The organism is Corynebacterium sp. DNF00584 (genome assembly GCF_001552965.1).
Classification (GTDB): Bacteria; Actinomycetota; Actinomycetes; order Mycobacteriales; family Mycobacteriaceae; genus Corynebacterium; species Corynebacterium phoceense.
Window position 1 is genome coordinate 1 of record NZ_KQ959744.1, and the last position, 19,868, is coordinate 19,868.

The following is a 19,868-nucleotide window of genomic DNA, read 5'->3' on the forward strand; positions in this document are numbered from 1 at the left end:
TCCTTGAGCCGAGAGACGAAAGTGGTCATGGCTTTGAAGCTATAAAAACCTGTCAAGGCCTGCAACGATGAGCGTGCAAATCTGTGGATAACTCGGCTTTTGCACAACCCAGTGGGCAACCATGAGCGCCTAGCCTGTGGATTACTCGGCAGAGGCGCGCCGGAAGGCGGCGACGAGGAGCACCGCGAGCGGCAGGAGCAGCCACGCGACGGTGAGAACCCACGGCGCGCGTGGGGCGGGGGCGTTCGTGGCGGCGACGACGCGGCCGTCCTCGACGATGGCGCCGATGCCGAGCCGCTCGAGCTCGGCCGTATCGCGGGCCTCCCACGCGGCGCGAGCGGCGACCCAACGAGGCGAGGGCGCATCGACGACCTGTCCGTCGACGACGAGCTCGCCGGAGGCGACCTGCGCGACCGCCTTGGAATACGGGTCCACGGCAGGTGCACGCGTGCCGTCCTGGGCGGTGACCTCGACGAGGCTGGGACGATCCGCGAAGAAGGTCGCGCGGCCGGAGAGCTCGCCCACGAGGCGGGCGTCGATGGAGGACTCACGCGGGGCGAGGACGCTCACCGAGGTCGCGGCGTCGGGCATCTGGAGCACGAGACACACGAGCGCCGCGACGATGCCGCGCCGGTCGAGCGCGCCCAGCGCCGCGACGTAGGCCGGAAGCGCGAGGGCCACGAGCTTGCCGGAGTCGCGGAGGATGCCGGCGCCGGGGAAGGCGTCGATGACGCTCGCGAGTACGTCCGGCAGCAGCCAACACGCAATCGCCCCGCCCAGGCCCGCCGCGCCGAGCGCGAGCAGCGGCCACGATACGCGGCGCAGGCCCACGAGGACGCAGGCAAGCACTCCAAACCCGAAGACTGCGAAGCCCGCCTGGCGCGAAGCCGGGAGCGCGTCCGCGTTCCATAGACCGCCGAGCTGCAGCAGGGAGCCCAACGTCCCGGTGCCAGCCTCGGCGCGGGGGGCGAAGGCGGCGACGGAGGAGGGGGCATCGGAAAGCGGGGCGGGGTGGAGGGAGTCGATGAGCCCGGGCACGAGCCACGGGATGCAGACCGCGAGGCCCAGGCCCGCGGTGGCCAGGCGGCGGCCCTTGACCGTGGCGACGCCCGTGGCGAGACCGAGGAGCGCGCCGGTGGGCGTGAGAGAGGCGCCGAAGAGCGCGGCCCACGCGAGATAGGGGCGGCCGCGCAGTCCTGCGGCGGTGAGGAGTACGAGCAGCCACGCGGCGACGGCCAACGACCATTGGCCCTGGAGGAGGCGCTCGACAGTGAAGGGATTGATGACGGCGAGGAACATCGCGGGTGCCGGTGAACTCCGCGCTAGCAGCCATGCGCCCCAGGCGGCGGCCGCGGCGGCGGAGATGACGAGCGCGCGCAGCAGGAATGGTGCAGGCAGGAGCGTGGAGAAGAGGGCGAAGACGCCGTCCTGGGGAGCGGCGCGCGCGGCGAGGTCGCCAGCGCCGAAGTTGGCTGGGGTGAGCCCGAAGGTCTCGGGCACGGCCATGTCGCGCCAGAGGAACTCGGAGCCGGGCAGGAGGAACGGCCAGGTCACCGCGAGCACGAGCGCGGTGCCCCAGAGGACGGGCCAGGCGCGCCTAAACATGGTCGCGGCGGCGCAGGTACGTGAGCCCCGCGGCGGCGAGGAGCACGACAGCGAGCCCCTTGCCCACCCAGCTCACCAAGCCCATGGCCTTGTGGAGGCGAACCGTGGGGCGCGCGAGCTCAAGCGCGGAGTCCTGCGTGGCCTGGTCCCAGTGCAGATCGCCCACGAAGACGGCGCGGCGCTCGGGCGGGATCGAGGTATCGCGCGCCTGCTTGGCGTCCGTGGCCCAGACGAAGGAAAAATTTTCGTCTACGTCGAGGATGGTGCCCGTGGCCGGGTCGACGGTGACGGTGCGATCGACCGAATAGAACGAGTCGAGGACCACGGCGGTGTCCTTCTTCAGACCGAAGTGGGCGAGTTCCTCGTCCGTGTAGAAGTCCTCGGCGCGGCCGCGGCGACGCAGATCGTCCGGGGTGAACGTGGGATCATTTTCGGTCGCGTACTCGGCCGTGCGCGCGAGGATGTCTTGGGCCGGTAGGGCGTCGATGTGCTGGTGGAACTCGTAGACGTCGATTCCGCCGCGCTTGGACTTCCCCGTGTAGTCGATGGGTACGGCCTCTTGCGCGATGAAGTCGAAGTACGGGTAGGAACGCTGCTCCGTGTCGGCGGGGAAGAACGCGGTGAGCCCCTCCATGTCGCCGTTGTTGATGGACGCGCCGAGGTTGAGCTGCCGCACCGCGAAGGACTGGTGGCTCGCGAGACCCGCCTCCGGATAGGCGGATTCGCGGTTGAGCGTGAGCGAGGCGGACAGATGCGCGGATCGGTCTTCCGGCTGGCCCTCGGGCATGCGGTAGAAATCCTTGGTGGCGTCGAGCTGGACCAGCGCATCATCCTCCTCGTTCGGCGAGGTGATGTAGGTGTTGTCCATGCGCACCGTGGTCGCACCGGTTTCCACGAGGACCGCGGCTGGTTCAGTGACGGCGTGGAATTCCACGTCGTCGGCGAGCCGGATGGAGCGTCCCACCACGAGCGAGGGCACGAGCACGCCCGCGAGCAGCGCGAGGATCGCGGCGATAACGAGCCACGGCAAGGGCGAGCGGGCCATAAAGGGACATCCTTTGGTGCTAAGTTGGGCAGACGATGGCCAATACCTTACCGCAGCACGTACCCGCGTTAGACGGCCTGCGCGCGGTCGCGGCGCTGGGCGTGCTCGTCACGCACGTGAGCTTCCAGACCGCCACGGGCTGGGCCTGGGCCGAGCGGCTCGACTACTTCGTGGCGGTCTTCTTCGCGCTGTCTGCCTTCGTGCTGTGGCGCCGCCGCGACGCGCACTCGCCGGCGGGCTATTACCTCGCGCGCTTTCGCCGCGTTATGCCTGCGTATTGGGCTTGCGTAGCCGTGGTGTTCCTCGCGTTGCCCGGCGCGTCCTTCTCCGTGGTGCAGGTCCTGTCCACGCTCACCGCGACCCAGATTTACGTTCCGGACGGTCTGGCCTCCGGCGTGACTCAGCTGTGGTCGCTGTGCGTGGAGTTCGCGTTCTATCTCGTGCTGCCGTGGCTGCCTTCTTTCCGGTCGTTGCGCGCACGCCTGATCGCCCTCGGCTCCGTCGCAGCACTCAGCCTCGGCTGGGCGTGGGTTGCAGCCCCCATTGAGGACTTCACCGGCGTCAACGCGCAGATTTGGCCGCCCGCGTACGCCGCGTGGTTCGCCGTGGGCATGACCGCCGCGGAGCTCGAAGGCCGCGTTCGCGCCCCGCGCCGCGCGTGGCCGTTCTGGGTACTCGCCGCGGGGTGCGTGTGGCTCGGTTCCCGGGAGTGGTTCGGGCCGCAGGGACTGACGCACCCCACGCCCGGCGAGTTCGCGCGCCGCGTCGCAGTGGGCGCCGTCTTCGCCGCGGCCATCGTCGTGCCTTACGCGCTGGGCACGCGCTCACCCGTCCTGGAATCCCCTCTCATGCGTCGGCTCGGCCTGTGGTCGTACGCCATCTTCCTGTGGCACGTCGCCGTGCTGTGGGTCGTCTTTCCGCTCACCGGCTTGCCACTCTTTTCGGGCTATTTCTTCCTCGTGCTTATCGCGACGGCCGCGCTCACCATCCCTATCGCGGCGGCGAGCTACTACTGGGTCGAGGTCCCCGCGTCCGCGTGGCTGGCGGCCAGCGCGCCGAGGCTCGCGCCCGCGAAGGCCGCGAGCAGCCAGAAATCGCCCGCGTAGTGTCCTGAGCCCCAGGGCCCGCGCGCGAGGATGAGGCCCGCGGTGGCCATGAGTCCGGCGCACAGCCAGCTCGGGCGCAGAGTTGTCCACCGCGCCGCCGCGAAGCCGCCGATGCCCCCAGCAAGCCCCGCCGGGTCCGCCGCTGCCAGCGCCACGAGCGCCAGGAGCGGAACGGGAACCCGTGCCGCGTGTGCGAAGTGACCGCGGCGCGGGCGAGCGAGGAGGAGCAGGCAACCCGCCACCGTGAGCAGTGCGAGGCAGCCGCCGCCCAGCAGTGTGAGACGGTAAGCGCGCTCCCCGGCGAACTCCAGCCGGAACTCGCCCGCCGCGCCTGCCGGGATGACGAAGGCCTGGGACGCGGCGTCGACCTCGCGGGGCTCGAGTTCCGTGTCGCCGAGGTAGCCGCGCAGGCCCTGATTGAAGGCGCGCGTGGTGACGAGCAGGCGGTCCGAGTCTGCGGCGGTGATGTCGCGGCCGGTCGCGGCGTACGCGCCTGCGTCCGCCTCGCCGAGGCGGACGACCTTCGCCCGGGTGCGCAGCTCGTGCGTGCCCGCGTCCAGGGGGACGGTCGCGCCGGGCTCGTAGGTCTCGCCGTCGATGTCCACGGGGCGGTCTGCGCCGAGCTTCAGCGACATGTCCCGCGGGGCGGTGAACTCGCGAATGAGGACGCCGGTGTCCACGATGGCGCGCTGGAAGAGGAAGGCGCGCGCCTTCGGCGAGCTATCCGGCACAACGACGGTCCGGGTGATCTCATGCCCCTCGACCTGCGCGTTGGCGAGACCCACACGCTCGTGGAGCTCGACCCGCACCGCGCTCGCGGCCCCGCCGGGAATGCGGACCTCGGTGGGTTCTTCGCCGAGATCGACGTTCACGGAGGCGTCGCCGTTGCGGACCGTTACGGTCGTCTCCGCCGTCGCGGTGAGCGTGAGCGTCGAGCGCGCCGGGAACTCGCCTTCGAGTTCCAGCCAGCCCGTATCTCCAGGTGCGGGCCACCAGGCGGTGGAATCCTCCCCGTCTACCGCCGCGGTCACCGAGTGCGCCGGACGCGCTCCGCCCAGGGCATTCGCGTCCGCGGCAGAGCTCGACGCGCGCACGTGGCCGCCACGTTCCTCTACCGCCACAATCGGGCCCGCCGAGGGATAGTCGCGCTCCACGTTGTGCGAGCGCGTCGGCTCGTCTGCGGGCAGCGGCGCGGAGACCGGCCCGTCGAGCGTGCCGAAGTTTCGGTCCACGAGCAACGGCGTATCTGTGACGACGTCCGCGTCTGCGTCCACCAAGGAGTACGGCCCGCCAGGTAGGAAGGCGAGGGACTCGCCGCCGCCGGCCACGCGTACCGGGTCGGTGGAGCCGAGCAGCATGTCCGGCCGTTCGTTGAGGAGGATGACGTCCACGTCGCCGAAGGAGTGGACCTCGCCCGAGACGTCCTTGAGCGCGCCGTGCTTCTCCACGCCATTGCGGACGACGAGCGCGCCGATGCCCAGGCGCGTGAGCCCCGAGGCGTCGCCCGCCTGGAGCGCGGCCATGACGCCGTCGAGCCCGCGGATGGCCTCGGGCGGCACGAGCGGAATCGCGTCGCGCACGGCCCACGGCACGTCGAGCAGCGGCTGGAGCGGTTCGTCGCGCGTCCAACCCCAGTCCTCGCGCGCGAAAGAACGCTCGGGGAAAAAGAGGGTGCGCGTGCCCTGTGCATGGGCATTGAGGAAGTCCGCCGCGTCCTGCCAGTACTGCGGCACCGCCTCGTACGCCCCGCGCGGCAAGAGCCGGCCCGTGAACGCCGGGCTTGCCGATGCCCCCACCACCAGCGCCACGGCCACCAGCGCCGTCGCGCGTTGCCCAGAGTTGCGCTGGCGGCTTAGCGCCGCCCAGGCAAAGCCGATGCCGAGCGCGAGCGGCAGGCGCACGAGCGGATCGAATTTGTGGACGTTGCGCAGCGCCGCGCCGGAGCCGTCGAGGAAATCGAGGTAGCCCGCGTAGTGGCAGCCGAGGACCGCGACGCCCACAAGGAGCATCGCGGTCCACACACGCGGGGCCTTGGTGAGTCCCGCCAGGCCCACCGCGGCGACGAGCGCCGTGACGAGAACGAAGAAAGGCTCGGTGGCCAGCAACGTGCCGGCGAGGCGTTCATTGTCGACGAAGGGCGACCAGCTCGTGGTGCCCCGCAGGATCTCCGCGAGGTTGAGCCAGCGCGTCGTGACGAACGAAGACTCGATGTAGTCCGTAAACGGCGGCGCGTAGCGGCCCAGGATGAGAAGCGGACCGATCCACCACACGCTCACCAGCGCGCAGCCGGCGAGCCACGGCAGCAGCGCCCGGCGGTGATAGACAAGCGCCACAAGGGCGGCCGGGACGCAGGCCGCGAGCGTCGCCGTCGCGTTGACCGCGCCCATGCAGGCAACCGGCAGCGTCGCCGCGGCCGCCGTGCGCCAGGCGCTCGACCGCGTCCCGTCGGCCCGCGGAAGGAAGGGGAGCACGACCCACGGCGCGAGCATGACCGGCCACGTCTCCGAGGAAATCGCCGTGAGCGTGGTGAGCGTGCGCGGCGAGAGCGCAAACGCCGCGGCTGCGAGGCAGGCCGGCGCCGTGGCGAGGCCTACGCGCCGGGCGAGTGCGAGCGTTCCTGAAAAGCCCACGCCGAGCACGAGGGTCCACCAGGCGCGCTGCGCGACCCAGTCGGGGAGGGCATCGGAAAGCGCGAAGAACGCGCCTTGGGGAAAGAGGTAGCCGTAGGCCTGGTTTTGGAGCTGGCCCAGGGTGAAGGAGTCCGTCCACGCGTGCGCGGCGCCGGCGAGGAAGCCGGCGGGATCGACGGCGAGATCGTGCTTCGTATCGGCCGCGACGCGGCCCCACGGCTGCGTGAAGGCGAGGAGGGCGGCGAAAAGCCACCCGGCCGCATGCGCCGCCCAGGGGCGCGCGAAAAGCTGGGCCAAGCTAGTTGCGGGAGCCGTATTCCGGGCCGCCGAGCAAAGCATCATCCGCAGAGACCGCCGCCGAGGACGGGACGGTGTCTTGTCCGCTGAACTGGGCAATGCCCACGATGGCGACGACGCCGAGCGCGATGCCGACCACCGCGGAGCCCACGGCCGGGCCGAGGGTGCGCTTTGTCATGGAGTCGGATTCAAGTGCCATAAGGCCACATCCTAGCAGCCTGCTCACGCAGGTCCGCCGATTATTCGGCGGTGTCGGTGTAGTTCGCGTCGTTCGGGTCGTCCGGCTCCGGCGGGACAACGAGGACGGGACGGCCCGCGGTGCGCACGAGCTGGTCCGCGGTCGACGCGTTCCACCACGCCTTAAAGCCGGTGAGCGCGCGGGTGCCGGTGACGATGACGTCGACGTCGAGCTCCTCGGCGGCATCGGCAAGCGCCTCCGCGGTGGTGGTGACGACCTCGACGAGGTGCGCGCGGCCCGCCAGGCCGAGCTTCTCCGCGACGGCGACGCCCTTGCGGCACACGGCCATGGCCTCCTCGTAGGCTGGGTCTTCTTCCTGCGCCGCGTCATCGAGCGCATACGTGGACTGGTGCAAGCCCGTGCGGCCCAGGGCGCGGGCTGCCTGGCGCGCGGCGGGCTCCCACGCGGTGAGGATCTCCACGATGCCCGGGCGCAGCAGCTGTGCCGCATACTCGATGGCGCGGTCCGCCCGCTCGGAGCCGTCGTACGCAATCAACATGGTTTGACCGTTCATGGTCCCCCAGCCTAGCGCCCCACGCGCGCCAAGAAGGACCTTATGCATGCGAGATTTTCACTCATACGCCATACTGAGAAAATAATGAAGAAAATTCTCGCGCTCGCCGTCGTCGCGTCCGCGGCGGCGCTCGCAGCCTGCGACCCGCCAGGCGAAAAGCCCTCGCCCGCCTCCCTCGAGTCCGTGAGTGCGGGAGTTCTGGCGAGCCCGTCACCGGCGCCGACGTCCGCGCCTTCTTCTGCCGCCCCGTCCGACCCGGCGCCAGCGGCTCCGGACGTTCCCGCTGCGAACCCGCTCGTCCCACCGGAGCAGCGCCGCGCGGCGGCGGCCTCACTGCTCATGCCTGCCGTGGTCAACTACGACGACGCGCTGGCTAAGCTGCAGGCCGGTGTGGGCGGCATCTTTATCGTGAGCTGGGCTGACCCGGGGCTGCTCACGCAGCCAGGCCGTGACCTGCACGCGCTGCGGGAGGCTGTGGGCCGTGACTTTGAGATCTCCATCGACTTCGAGGGCGGCCGCGTTCAGCGCTTCTCGGAGGTTCTCGGGTCCTACCCGTCGGCGCAGCAGATGGCGCAAGGCACACCCGAACAGGTCGAGGGCACCGCGTTCCAGATTGGCCAGACGCTCGCTGCGTACGGCATCACGCTGGACTTCGCTCCCGTGCTCGACGTGGGCGGCGCGGATCTCGACGTGGTAGGTGACCGTGCGTATTCCACGCACCCCGTGCGCGCCGGCGAGTACGGCGCCGCGTTCGCGCGCGGCCTAGAAAACGCAGGCGTCGATGCCGTGTTTAAGCATTTTCCGGGCCACGGCCGCGCCTCCGGAGACACGCACCTGGGAGCTGCGGTGACGCCGCCGCTGCCGGAGATGGAGGCCTTTGACATCGTGCCGTGGGACGGCGCGCTGCCCGGCGAACCGCGCGCGGATGCGATGGTCGGACACATGGTCGTGCCGGGGCTGGGCAATGGCGTCACGCCGTCGAGTCTCAACCCCGCGGCGTATGAACTGCTGCGCACCCGCGAGCACTTTGGCGGCCGGATTTTCACCGATGACCTCACTGGTATGGCGGCGATTACCAGCCGGTATACCCCAGAGCAGGCCATCGTCACGGCGCTCGCCTCGGGCGCGGATGTGGCACTGTGGTCGACGGCCACGGATATCAACTTCATCATCGACCAGGTGGTCGGTGCGGTGGAGGTCGGTATCATTCCCGAGCAGCGCTTCGCGGATGCCGTCGCACATTCTGCGGCTGGACTCGCCCCGCGCTAACGTTTTCGCGCTTCAAACGATAACCTTAAGTGTTGTGAAGAAAGCAGTAGGAAAGCGCAAGTCTCAAGGGCTCATCATCACCCTCGCGGTGGTGCTGGGGTTTTTGGTGCTCGCCGGGGTCGCATACGCCCTCGATATCGCCCAGAACCAGGGTAAAGTTCCGCGCGCGACGAGCGTGGGCGGCGTCGACATCTCGTCCATGGAGCGCACTGCCGCGGTGGACAAGCTCCAGAAGGAGCTCGGCGGCATCGAGAATCAGGTCGTTACCGTGCGCGCGGGGGAGAAGCACAGCGAACTGCTGCCGTCTGCCTCCGGCCTCGCTATGAACTTCCAGAAAGCCGTGGACGGCATTCCTGACGCCTCGCTCAATCCGTTGACGCGCGTCGCGTCCTTCTTTATGGACCCGCGCGAGCAGCCCGTCGCCGTGGACGTCGATGACGCCGCGCTGAACAAGGAGCTCGAGCGTGTCAAGGGCGAGCTGTCCATCGCTCCCGTCGACGGCGCCTTGGCCATCGAGAACGCAGACTTCAAGGTCACAGACCCCAAGCTCGGCCAGACGGTCGACCCCGCTCAGCTTTCCGATGCCGTCCAAGCCGACTGGCTCGACCCCGCCGGCGTCGAGGTGGAACCGCAGGTCGTCGAACCCGCCATCAATGACCAGGTCATCGAGGACATGCAAAAGGGCGAGGCGAAGACCGCGCTCGATAAGAACCTCGTGGTCAAGGGGGACAAGGACGTCACGGCGACGCTCGACCGTGGCGCCATCGCGCAGTTCGTCTCGATTTCCTCAAAGGACGGAAAGCTCGTTCTCAATATCGACGACGCGAAGGCGCAGGAGCTGCTTGCTGCGCAGCTTGCGGATTCCGAGGTCCCCGGTGAGAGCGCCAAAGTGAGCTTCGCCGGCGGCGGCAAGTCCGTCACGCCGTCCCAGGACGGCAACGTCGTCAACTGGGAAGAGACCATGAAAGACTTCGACTCCCGCGTGCGCAGCGACGACAAACGTGAGTGGGAGGCGGCGTACAAGCCGGAGCCGGCCACGTTCACCACGGAAGAAGCCGAGGCCTCGACCTTCGACCAGGTCGTGAGCGAGTTCTCCACCGGCGGCTTCTCTGGCCCCTCGGGCGAGAACATCCGACTCGTCGCGCAGACCGTCAACGGCGCCGTGGTCAACCCGGACGAGACCTTCTCGCTCAACGGCTACACCGGTCCGCGCGGCACGGCGCAGGGGTACGTCGAGTCCGGCATCATCATCAACGGCCACTCAGGCACGGCCGTGGGCGGCGGCATCTCGCAGTTCGCGACGACGCTCTACAACGCGTCCTACTTCGCGGGCATGGAAGACGTCGCGCACACCGCGCACTCCTACTACATCTCCCGTTACCCGGCCGGCCGCGAGGCCACCGTCTACGAGGGCGCCATTGACCTGCAGTTCAAGAACACCTCGGACCACCCGGTGCGCATCGACACCTCCTTCGGTGGCGGCCAGATCACCGTCCGCTTCATGGGCGTGAAGACCGTCAACGTCGAGTCCGTGAACAACGGCCGCTGGGCCACGACGCAGCCCACTAGGATGACCGTCACCGATGACTGCTCGCCGTCCTCCGGCGCGCCGGGCTTTACCACCTCGGATACGCGCGTGATCAAGGACCTCTCCGGCAAGGAAATCTCCCGGGAGACCACCACCACGGTCTATGACCCGCAGCCTATCGTTACCTGCGGTTAAGCCACGACCCGGCCGATGCACACCGCGGTGAAGGACCCCGCGGACGTCGATCAGCTGGCCCAGCACCCAGTGAAGTTTGGTCGCGTCGCCGGCATCTTCGCAGCCCACCGCGGCACGCTGCTTGTGGTGGTAGCGCTCATCATTGCGACTTCTGGGCTGACCGTGGTGCAGCCTTTCTTGGTGCGCCGCACCGTGGACGAGGCCATTCCTGAGCACGACACCACGCTGCTTCTGTGGCTGGTGGGCGGCATGCTGGCCATCACCGTGGTCTCTCAGGCCATCGGCGTTATCCAGTCCTTTTTATCCGCGCGGGTGGGGCACACCATCATGCACGAGCTGCGCACGCAGGTCTTTGCTAACCTGCAGCGCCAGTCGCTGCAGTTCTTTACCAATAACCGCGGCGGCGAAATCCAGTCCCGCTTGACTAACGACATCGCGGCCATGCGCGGCATGGTGACCACCACGGCGACCTCTGTGGCCAGCAATCTCACCATGACGGTGGCCACGCTGGTGGCGATGGTCGCGCTCTCACCCACGCTCTCACTGTTGTCCCCTGGTGGTGCTGCCGCCCGCCGTGTGGCTCACCCGCCGCGCCGCCGTTCTGCGTTGCAGCCTCATGGAGAAAAACAGCCGCGCGCAGGCGACGTTGCAGCAGACCATTTCGGAAAACCTATCCGTGTCCGGCATGCGCCTGGCGGCAACGCTGGGCGCGCAGGAACGCGTCTATGACGGGTTTGAGAAGACCTCGCGCTCCCTGATCCGCCTGGAGCTCGAATCGCAGCTGGCCGGGCTCTGGCGCATGGCGCTGACCCAAATCATCTTCGGCGTGATGCCGGCGCTGATTTACCTGGTGGCTGGCCTGCGCCCGGGGATTACGATTGGCACGCTCATCGCCTTTTCCACCCTGCAGACTCAGATATTCCGCCCCATCACTGACCTGCTCAACGTGGGCGCGCAGTGGGTGGCGTCGATGGCGCTGTTCAGCCGCATCTTCGAGTACCTGGACCTGGAGCCCGAACTCACGGAAGCCACCGAGCCCGCGCAGCTTGCCGACGCCTCCCTCACCCTCCAGCACGTTTCCTACCGCTACCCAGGCACCGACACCGACGCGCTTTCCGACGTCTCCCTCACCATCCCCGCCCACACCACCACCGCCCTGGTTGGGCATACCGGTTCCGGCAAGTCCACGGTGGCCGCGCTTCTGGCGCGCTTGGCCGATCCGACTGAAGGCTCCGTCACCTTGGGCGGTGTCGACCTGCGTGATGTACCGGCGGAGCAGCGCGCTGAGGTCATCGGCGTGGTTTCCCAGGAAACCTACCTGATTCACGGCACGGTGCGGGAGAACCTCCTCTTTGCGCAGCCGGGTGCTAGCGAGGGAGAGATGTGGGCGGCGCTGCATGCCGCGCGCGTGGACGAGGTCATCGCCGCGCTTCCAGAAGGCTTGGACACAGTGGTGGGCTCGCGCGGCTACCGTTTCTCCGGCGGTGAGCAACAGCGCCTCTCGCTGGCCCGCACACTGCTGCGCCGCCCGCGGGTGCTCATCCTGGATGAGGCCACCTCGGCCCTTGACAACGAAACCGAACGCGCCATCCAGGAAACAGTCATTGGCGCGGACGCTACCCGCCTGGTCATTGCGCACCGCCTGTCCACCATCCGCGATGCCGACCAGGTCGTTGTCCTTGACGCCGGCCGCGTGGTCGAGCGCGGCACCCACGCCGAGCTGCTCGCTCGTGGTGGTGCCTACGCGGCGCTGCTTCGTGCTGCGTCCGCGGCTGACGCTTCGTAGAGGGCTGCTCCAGAGAATCTTAACGCTATTAACTTTCAGTCATGTGGCTTGTTGAAAGCTGAGTATCTGAATGGTTTTGGAATACCCCTGGGCCTTCTTGGTGATACTTCCTTTTGTCGGGCTGCTGAAGGCTCTGGATTATCTGCTGATATTGGCAGTATTAATGGTTGTTTTACTGCCGCAGGAGGGTACTCTCCGGAAAACCATTCCTCTGTGTGATGGTCGCTTGCTATGTGACGGGTGTAAAATCGAATAGGTTTACCCCCTCCAAGGGGTAATGAGTTCAATTTCACACAAAACTATATGACTTTTCAAAAACGGTTGTTGACCTGCGAAAAAGGTTTTCATGCTAGCGTGGATGAAGCGGAGCCTTGAGCGATCTGGCTGAATCTCCGGGGGGGGGGAGCTTTGGTCGGGGGCTTTGCCTCAGGTGCTGGGTGTAGGATCTAGTTATGTAATCCACAGGCCATCGTTAGTTAAGGCTAGGGCCTGCGCAGGCGTTTCCACCTGAAAACTGCTCTCGGCAGGCGAAAGAATCTTAGCAACGGGTCAGGTCATGGTGCGTGAACCGTGGGGAATGGATTGCACACAGCTAATGAGACGTGGTATCTCATTTCAGAACTCGTGTAAAGGACCAGTTTCCGTGAACAAGATCTCTCGTACCGCTCGTTCAGTTGCCTTCGCTGCTATCGCCGGACTCGCTTTGGGCGTTTCCGCTCCGGGTGCACTGGCCCAGGAGAACCCTGGCGCTGAGCAGGGGGCCGTGAACAAGGCAAACATCGATTTCACTAAGAAGGGCTCGATCACCCTCTACAAGAAGAAGGGCGCCGAAACCGCTAATCGGGCCACTGGTAAGGAAATGGCGGGCGTCCCGGGTGAGGCACTGTCTGGTGTGACCTACAAGATCACCAAGCTTAATTACGACCTGCAGAACGGTGATTGGGCGACGTTCCCGAAGACCGCTGCCGATGCCAAGGGCCACGAGACCGACACGACTGTTGAGGGGATCACTGGTGACGACGGCAAGGTGGCCTTCGAAAACTTGGACTTGGGTATCTACTTGGTAGAAGAGACGAAGGCTCCGGCCGGCATCGTTGCTGGCGCTCCGTTCATCGTGTCGGTGCCGATGGTCAATGAGGCTTCCGATGCGTGGAACTACGATGTCGTGGCCTACCCAAAGAACACCGAGACCAAGACCGAGAAGACCGTCAAGGACGCCGACAAGCACATCCAGGACGCATACACCTACACCATTAACGCCGACGCTCCGACTTTCGGCACAGATAAGACTCTGAAGAAGTTTGTCTTCTCTGACCAACTGGATGCTCGCTTGGAGTTCGACAAGGTTACTGAAGTTAAGGCCGGCGATGTCGTTCTGACAGAGGGCGACTACACCATCGACGCACCTGCTGCTGGCAACACCAACACTCTTACTGTGACCCTGACTGATCAGGGCTTGGCTAAGGTGGCCTCGGGTGCCAAGATGTCGCTAACCTTCGCCGTCAAGCGCAAGGAGGTCGGCGACACCACTGAATTGAAGAACCAGGGTACGGTCATCTTCAACAACCCGAACACCGACAAGGATGTCGAGAATAAGACTAATGAGGTCGTGACCTACCACGGCAAGCTGAAGGTGGTGAAGAAGGATGGCAAGGAAGCCGGCAAGGTCCTGCAGGGTGCGGAGTTCGAGCTCTACCGATGTGCCTCCGCGCAGGATAAGCTCGAGAACCCGCTGACGGTAAACGGTGTGGACAAGTGGACCACTGGTGAAGACGGCACTATTACCATCGACGGCCTGCATGTCACGGACTTCGCGGACAACGCACAGGTCACTGACGTGAAGAAGTTCTGTCTGAAGGAGACCAAGGCTCCGGCCGGCTATGCGCTGCCGGAGAAAAACATTACTGAGATTGACTTCACTCGCGACAACATCGCGAAGACTGGTGAGCTCAAAGGCGATGACAAAGTCACCCTCGTCTCTGAAATCGAAAATATCAAGCGCGACACCCCGAACCTGCCGATGACCGGTGGTGCCGGTGTGGGCATCCTGGCTGCTATTGGCGCAGCAATTGTTGCTGCTGGTGCTTGGTTCGCTCGTCGTACCGCGCGCAACTAATAGCCGGGCGTAGTTCCGGTGGCGCAGCCTGTCCATGATGGTCTGCGCTGCGGGTCGGGTAATCAAAATATGGTGCTCGACCCAGTGAGGGGACTGGGCTAGGTATAGACTTCAGTCCCCTTCATTCTCTTTCGTTGTAATCCCGGTCGCGCTGCGCTAGCGCGTGGGGCATTGTTTTGGGTGGTGCGGGTCGTTGACTACGGTGGTAGGCCAAAATGCAGGTCGACGGCACAGGCGCCGTGGAGGCCTAGTCCTTCCGGCGGTAATCGTTGTCGTTGGGTTGTTAGTGATGCTGTACCCAGTGGTCTCGACCGCATGGAACAATTGGAACGCCTCAAGAGTGGCGCAGGAATATGCGCGACTGGATAAAGAGACACCGGTGCAGGTGCAGGATTCGGTTTGGGATGCTGCACATGCATACAACGAGGAGCATACGTCGGGCCCAATCTTGGATCCGTGGCTGAACCGTATCGGGGTAGACAATCCCGACTATGAGGCTTATTTGAAGCAGTTGGGCGAGAACGAAGCGATGGCTCGCCTCGTGTTTCCAGCAGTAGACGTTGATCTTCCGGTATTTCATGGCACCGCAGATAAGACACTGCAGCGTGGTCTGGGGCATTTGTATGGTTCTGACCTGCCGGTCGGTGGACCAGGAACCCATTCCGTCATTACGGGGCATACGGGTCTGGCAAATTCGACGATGTTTGATCACCTCGACTCTGCCACCGAGGGAGATGTGTTCTATATCCAGGTTGCTGGCCACAAATTGAAGTACGTCGTCGACAGCATTCAAGTGGTTCTGCCGAGTGAAGTTGATGGCCTACGGCCAGTCGCCGATCAGGATTACGTCACGCTGATTACGTGTACCCCATACGGGATCAACACTCATCGCTTGCTGGTGCGTGGCCATCAGGTTCCTATGGAGCCTGGGGAGGAGTCGGTGTTTGAAAACTCCCATGGTCCGGGCTGGCAATGGTGGATGTACGCGCTTTTGGCTGCAGTGATTGTCATTGGTTGCTGGCTGGTGTGGTGGCTGCGACGGCACCAGGCGGCTGTCGGAGCACAAGAAGTTATTAATGAAGAAAGTAGCGTGCGGGAGTAAGGCGATGCAGAGGTTGACAAGTACATGGTCGGCCCAAATGGCTGCCGTCGGAGTGGCGTGTGCAATTGCATTTGCTGGGCCGGGCATGGTTGCTGCGGGAGCGGTACAGGTTGCCGGGCAGCAGACTACTGGTGCGGAGCGCACCGTGGACTCGGATACGGTGACTGTTCGGCTCACGCAGGGCAATCCCGACGACGATGGGCAGGCACCCTCGGGGCAAGTCCAGGGAGTCACGATTCATCTAGCCCGGCTTGCCGGCCTAGATCCAAACAACGCTGACGATGCAGCACGCGTGCAAGACGCGAATCTGGACGAGATTCGTGAATGGCGTAGCGACGTGCACGTGGATCAGGTCACCGATGCCAATGGAGAGGTGACGTTCGATGGTCTAGCGGATGGCTTCTATGTGGTGACATCTTCGGCCCCGGATGATTCCTATCGGGAGATCAACCCGTTTGTGGTGGCGGTTCCGTTCCACACCGTGGTGGATAACCCGAATCCGGTACCAGGAGTAATCGTGGCTAAGACCCACAAACCGGGTGAAACGCCGACGCCAACCACGTCGTCATCTACTCCGAGCGCTCCGCCGTCACGCCCGAATACCCCGCAAACACCTCCGAACTATCCACCGACTAAACCAGGGAAGCCGCCTCACCAACCCGAGACAACGCCGTCGGCTACTCCAAGTGCCGGTAAGACCTCAACCCCAGCAGTGTCGTCGGGCAATGGTGGCTCATTGGCGATGACCGGTGCACAGGTACTCGGTGTCGTTGCCGCAGCGTTGGCGTTGATCGCCACTGGTTTCGTGATGATTGCCTTTAGCCGTAGGAAGAATTCAGAAAGCGAGGGACGCTAATGTCCTGGACAGATTCTCATCTGGTCGAGCCGGTAGCGTATCGCTGGCGCGTCGTAGGGGCGTTTGCTGCGGCGCTGGCCCTAGTTTTTAGCGTCGCTGCACCGGCTGCTCTTCCAGGTTTCGTTGGCGCTGTCGCCGAGGCACAAACCACAGCGTTGCGTGCCGAGCTTGATTCCTCAGACCAGCTGAGCATTCCCGCTGGCGACAGCGCTACATTTGAAGGCCATTTTGTCGATGGCGGAACGGTGGAAGAGCTGGAGTTCACTACCAAGGTTTCGCAGCTTGAATTCGAAGGCGCGGCATTCACGCTGACAATCGCCGGTGAGGAGATCCCCGTTCGCGAAGGCGACAATCTCGTTGTAGATACGACGAGCAATGCAGTGACTTTCCACGTCACCGGACTCAATGCCGATGTACCCGCAGGAGCAGCTTTTTCATTGAACACCCCGGCGGTCGCAGAGGAATCCGAGCTGAGCGGGATATCCGTCGATGCGTCTGGTTTAGTCGAGGAAAACGCTAGTACTTCTGTAAATGAAGATAGCGAAGCTTCGGAAGCGCCCGCGGAGGACGGCGAGTCGTTGGAGGTTTCTGACGTCGACGCGGCCCCAGCACGCCTGATGGCAGCACCGAACATTACTCCGTACGCTGCCGGTGACCACACCATCACAATCCAGAACGATGGATATGTGCTCAAGGGAAACCGCTATATTCCGAACTTCAAAATCCCAGCTACAGAGCTTCCGACAGGCAGAATGACCATCCCGGATGGCACGGTGGTTACTTTAAAGTCCAACGTCAATAGCTACCTTTCGACAGACCCTAACGATCTTACTGTCTATTACACCGGTGCTAATGGCGGCTGGTACGAGGCCAAGGCAACCTATAAGAAGATCAGTGCTAAGGAATACCACGTCACCCTCCCACAGATCGCTATTGGCGGTAACGCCCAGATTCAGTTCAAGGGTGTTCATCGTGGACCGGCTAATACGGTGTTTACGGCCTCTTTTACCGTGCCAGATCCGAAACAGTGTAAAGACGACACAACAGTCGAACGTAGACAACCAAAGCGTGAGCTGACTGCCGAGGAGTATACCGACGGTAGCCCAGTCTATGTCGTAACCAGTGAACCAAAGGATCTTCGCCGAGATACGTCTATCCTGAGCCGGCAAGTAAATCAAGGCCGAGACTTCCGGTCAGTGGGGGAAAAGACGCCTTGGGTTTACAATGCGCTGGCATTCAATACAAATGATAATTGGCTCTATGCCGTGAGCCAGAAACGTGGCCGGAACGGTGATCCGTGCTACCCTGCCGGAAACCTTCTTCAGATCAATCCCGCCACGGGTGAGGTGCATAATCTTGGTCCGATTCTCGCGCCAGGAAGCAGTGGCACGCCATTTGAGAGCGAAGGCGACCGAGACTTCCTTAACGCAGGCGTGTATACCAGCGAGGGGTTCTTCGTGGGTAACGCTTCGACGTCTGGTACGCGCCATCTCTACAAGATTGATCCTGACAAGCTAACTGCTGACCGCACATTGGGCAACGCGACGTCCTACGCCGAAGACTGGGCCGTGCTCCCCCAAGCCCAGAAATACATGTGGGGTTTCCAGAGTAAGGCAAAAGCGGGCGATAGGCTTATTCTTGAGCGCATCGATACACAGACCGGCGCAATCAAGACTTGGGATCTCACAGGGATCAAAACCCTGGATGGCCGTACGATCTCTAATCCATCGGCCTCTTGGGGCAAGGCGTGGACCTATTCCAACGGTAACCTCGGCTTTGGCTCAGGCAGCAAAGATGCAAACCAGCTGGGCTTCGAGCTAAAGATCACCAACCCCGATTCCGATAAGCCGACATTTGAGCTGGTTAACATTATGGATAACCTGCCGGCTTCTTTCAACACGGACGCCGCCTCCGACCTAGTGCCGCCACCGCCAGAGCTGCAATCAAATATTGCGGTGAAGAAGCAACGCTCGGAGACCAAGGTGGTAAACGGCGAGGTGCGTACTTTCTGGACCATCTCCGTGGAAAACACCACGGATAACACCAGTTCGGGTGGCACATTCTGGGAGTACCTACCAACGGATACTCACTATGGTGTGAACGCTTCCGGTCCCACTGCGAAATTCGAGGGATTTGGAGCAGGATCTACCCAGGTCAACGGTCGTGGGCCAGGACCTGACCAGATTGCGCCGGGAACTGGTATTTATGCAGGCATGATTGTCCCGTCCGGAGCGGACGGTGAGTCTCGATACATGATGGGCTATGTTGGTACTCTTCCAGGGCGCGCGAAGGTAGAGTATGTCGTCTCTGCGCCGGTGCGAACAGACGAATACGGGAACCTTAAGACGGTGTGTAGTCCGAACAAGGTTGCTTTTCAGGCTACAGACGGGGAGTCGAGCCCGGCTGAAGATGACAACGTCGCTACAGAAGCCTGCTTCAGCAAGGTTGCCGTCGACAGCACACCGCAACCTGTTCCTGGTGCAGCGAATGAATACACTGCGAAGTACAACGTCGTAGTTGAGACACCCGACGCGCCTGGGTTCGACACCAACGAAGTGATCTACGGCAAGCTCACGGACACCCCGAAGTTCGTTGGTGCTGCTACAGTTATTGGCGCCTCCGTCGTATTCAAGGACGAGTTCAACAAGACCAGCCAGCCGCGTGCGTACCAAGGTGCCGGCCCCTTTGAGCTCAACAAGAATGGCACTCCGAAGATCATTAAACCCAAGGGTGTTGACGGAAGCACTGGGCAGCACGTCTACGAGGTAACGGTGCGCTTCAAGCTGGATCGTTCGAAACTGGACAGCACCTCCGTCCCAGCCGGTTACCCGAGTCAACCTTCAGGAAACACCCGCTGCTACACCAAGGATGGCCTACATGAGCCAAAGTTTGGTCTCATGAACGAGGCAGAAATGGGCGGCTGGAAGGATACTGACTGTATCCCGCTGGAGACGGAAACGATGGACGTCCTGCTCGAAAAGGCGAGCTATAACCCGGACAACCCGGACGAGATCCAAACAGACGGGTTGCTTGGCGGCGCGCAGTTCACAGTCCACCGCGGTGACGCTGACGGAAACCTTAGGCTGAACGCAGATGGCAGCGTTAACACTGATGTTAACCCCGTGGTGAAGCAATCCACGACCACCACCACGGGCCGTGTGAAGCTCGAAGGCTTGGACGCCCCTGGCGTTTATTACCTCATCGAGACCAAGGCGCCGAACGGCTATAATCTGCTGCCCGCGCCGATCAAGTTCTCGACGGAGTGGGATCAGAATGGCAATGCAGTCATCAAGGTGCTCTCCGGAGGGACCGCGATCACCAGTAATAGGTGCGCTGAGTCTGACACCGCTGCCAACTGTGTGAAGAAGATCGGCGTCCTTCAGGTCGCTGACATCACCAAGGGTGCACTGCCCAAGACCGGTGGTGAGGGCGTAGGCCTGTGGGCGCTCGCGGGCGCCGCGATTGTCGCGGTCGGGTACCTTGCTTTGCGACGTCGCCCGGCGTAGAACCACCACTTGCGGCAACTTTTAGAAAAGGCCCGCTCTTCCAACCAGGGAAGGGCGGGCCTTATTGCATGCGCA

General features: G+C 63.9%; 12 protein-coding genes and 1 pseudogene. 8 read left to right on the forward strand and 5 right to left on the reverse strand.

Annotated features, from left to right (window positions below):
* Positions 1-141: 141 nt before the first annotated feature.
* Both HMPREF0307_RS05200 and HMPREF0307_RS05205 read right to left on the reverse strand, forming a co-directional pair.
* A complete protein-coding gene (locus HMPREF0307_RS05200; RefSeq protein WP_066488675.1) occupies positions 142-1,605 on the reverse strand; it encodes an MmpA family trehalose lipid delivery protein in 1,464 nt (487 codons plus the stop codon).
* Positions 1,598-2,650, reverse strand: a complete 1,053-nt coding sequence (locus tag HMPREF0307_RS05205) for a porin PorA family protein (protein WP_066488677.1) — start codon at positions 2,648-2,650, stop codon at positions 1,598-1,600. Before HMPREF0307_RS05205 ends, HMPREF0307_RS05200 begins: the two co-directional genes overlap by 8 nt.
* A 35-nt stretch (positions 2,651-2,685) precedes the next feature.
* Here HMPREF0307_RS05205 and HMPREF0307_RS05210 point away from each other — a divergent pair, with 35 nt between their 5' ends.
* Positions 2,686-3,756, forward strand: a complete 1,071-nt coding sequence (locus HMPREF0307_RS05210; protein ID WP_066488679.1) for an acyltransferase family protein — start codon at positions 2,686-2,688, stop codon at positions 3,754-3,756.
* Here the strand turns inward: HMPREF0307_RS05210 and HMPREF0307_RS05215 are convergent.
* From HMPREF0307_RS05215 to HMPREF0307_RS05225, 3 genes are read right to left on the reverse strand one after another with little or no spacing between them, the layout of a single operon-like run.
* Positions 3,660-6,683 (reverse strand): alpha-(1->3)-arabinofuranosyltransferase domain-containing protein, encoded by a 3,024-nt coding sequence (locus HMPREF0307_RS05215; RefSeq protein WP_066488684.1) that lies wholly within the window; start codon positions 6,681-6,683, stop codon positions 3,660-3,662. The two genes, HMPREF0307_RS05210 and HMPREF0307_RS05215, sit on opposite strands and share 97 nt — an antisense overlap.
* A 1-nt stretch (position 6,684) precedes the next feature.
* Positions 6,685-6,882, reverse strand: a complete 198-nt coding sequence (locus HMPREF0307_RS05220; RefSeq protein WP_066488687.1) for a DUF2613 domain-containing protein — start codon at positions 6,880-6,882, stop codon at positions 6,685-6,687.
* A 40-nt stretch (positions 6,883-6,922) separates the two neighbouring features.
* Entirely contained in the window at positions 6,923-7,435 is a 513-nt protein-coding gene (locus HMPREF0307_RS05225; protein WP_066488696.1) for a universal stress protein, read from the reverse strand.
* A gap of 84 nt (positions 7,436-7,519) precedes the next feature.
* Here HMPREF0307_RS05225 and HMPREF0307_RS05230 point away from each other — a divergent pair, with 84 nt between their 5' ends.
* The 7 genes and pseudogenes from HMPREF0307_RS05230 to HMPREF0307_RS05255 all read left to right on the forward strand — a co-directional run bounded on the left by HMPREF0307_RS05230 (position 7,520) and on the right by HMPREF0307_RS05255 (position 19,793).
* Positions 7,520-8,704, forward strand: a complete 1,185-nt coding sequence (locus HMPREF0307_RS05230; protein ID WP_066488703.1) for a glycoside hydrolase family 3 N-terminal domain-containing protein — start codon at positions 7,520-7,522, stop codon at positions 8,702-8,704.
* Between the two features lie 34 nt (positions 8,705-8,738).
* Positions 8,739-10,427, forward strand: a complete 1,689-nt coding sequence (locus tag HMPREF0307_RS05235) for a VanW family protein (protein ID WP_197418388.1) — start codon at positions 8,739-8,741, stop codon at positions 10,425-10,427.
* A 15-nt stretch (positions 10,428-10,442) separates the two neighbouring features.
* A pseudogene (locus tag HMPREF0307_RS05240) lies at positions 10,443-12,213 on the forward strand (ABC transporter ATP-binding protein).
* A 643-nt stretch (positions 12,214-12,856) separates the two neighbouring features.
* Positions 12,857-14,329: a SpaH/EbpB family LPXTG-anchored major pilin gene (locus HMPREF0307_RS05245; RefSeq protein ID WP_066488713.1), complete on the forward strand. Its 1,473-nt coding sequence runs from the start codon at positions 12,857-12,859 to the stop codon at positions 14,327-14,329.
* A 193-nt stretch (positions 14,330-14,522) separates the two neighbouring features.
* Positions 14,523-15,431 (forward strand): class C sortase, encoded by a 909-nt coding sequence (locus tag HMPREF0307_RS05250; RefSeq protein ID WP_231725062.1) that lies wholly within the window; start codon positions 14,523-14,525, stop codon positions 15,429-15,431.
* A gap of 37 nt (positions 15,432-15,468) precedes the next feature.
* Positions 15,469-16,287, forward strand: coding sequence for an isopeptide-forming domain-containing protein (locus tag HMPREF0307_RS12525; protein ID WP_230383976.1), 819 nt, complete (start codon positions 15,469-15,471; stop codon positions 16,285-16,287).
* Positions 16,287-19,793 carry a DUF6923 family protein gene (locus HMPREF0307_RS05255; RefSeq protein WP_066488717.1) on the forward strand — a complete coding sequence of 1,169 codons (3,507 nt, stop codon included), beginning with the start codon at positions 16,287-16,289 and terminating at the stop codon, positions 19,791-19,793. Before HMPREF0307_RS12525 ends, HMPREF0307_RS05255 begins: the two co-directional genes overlap by 1 nt.
* The last annotated feature ends 75 nt before the right edge of the window (positions 19,794-19,868 follow it).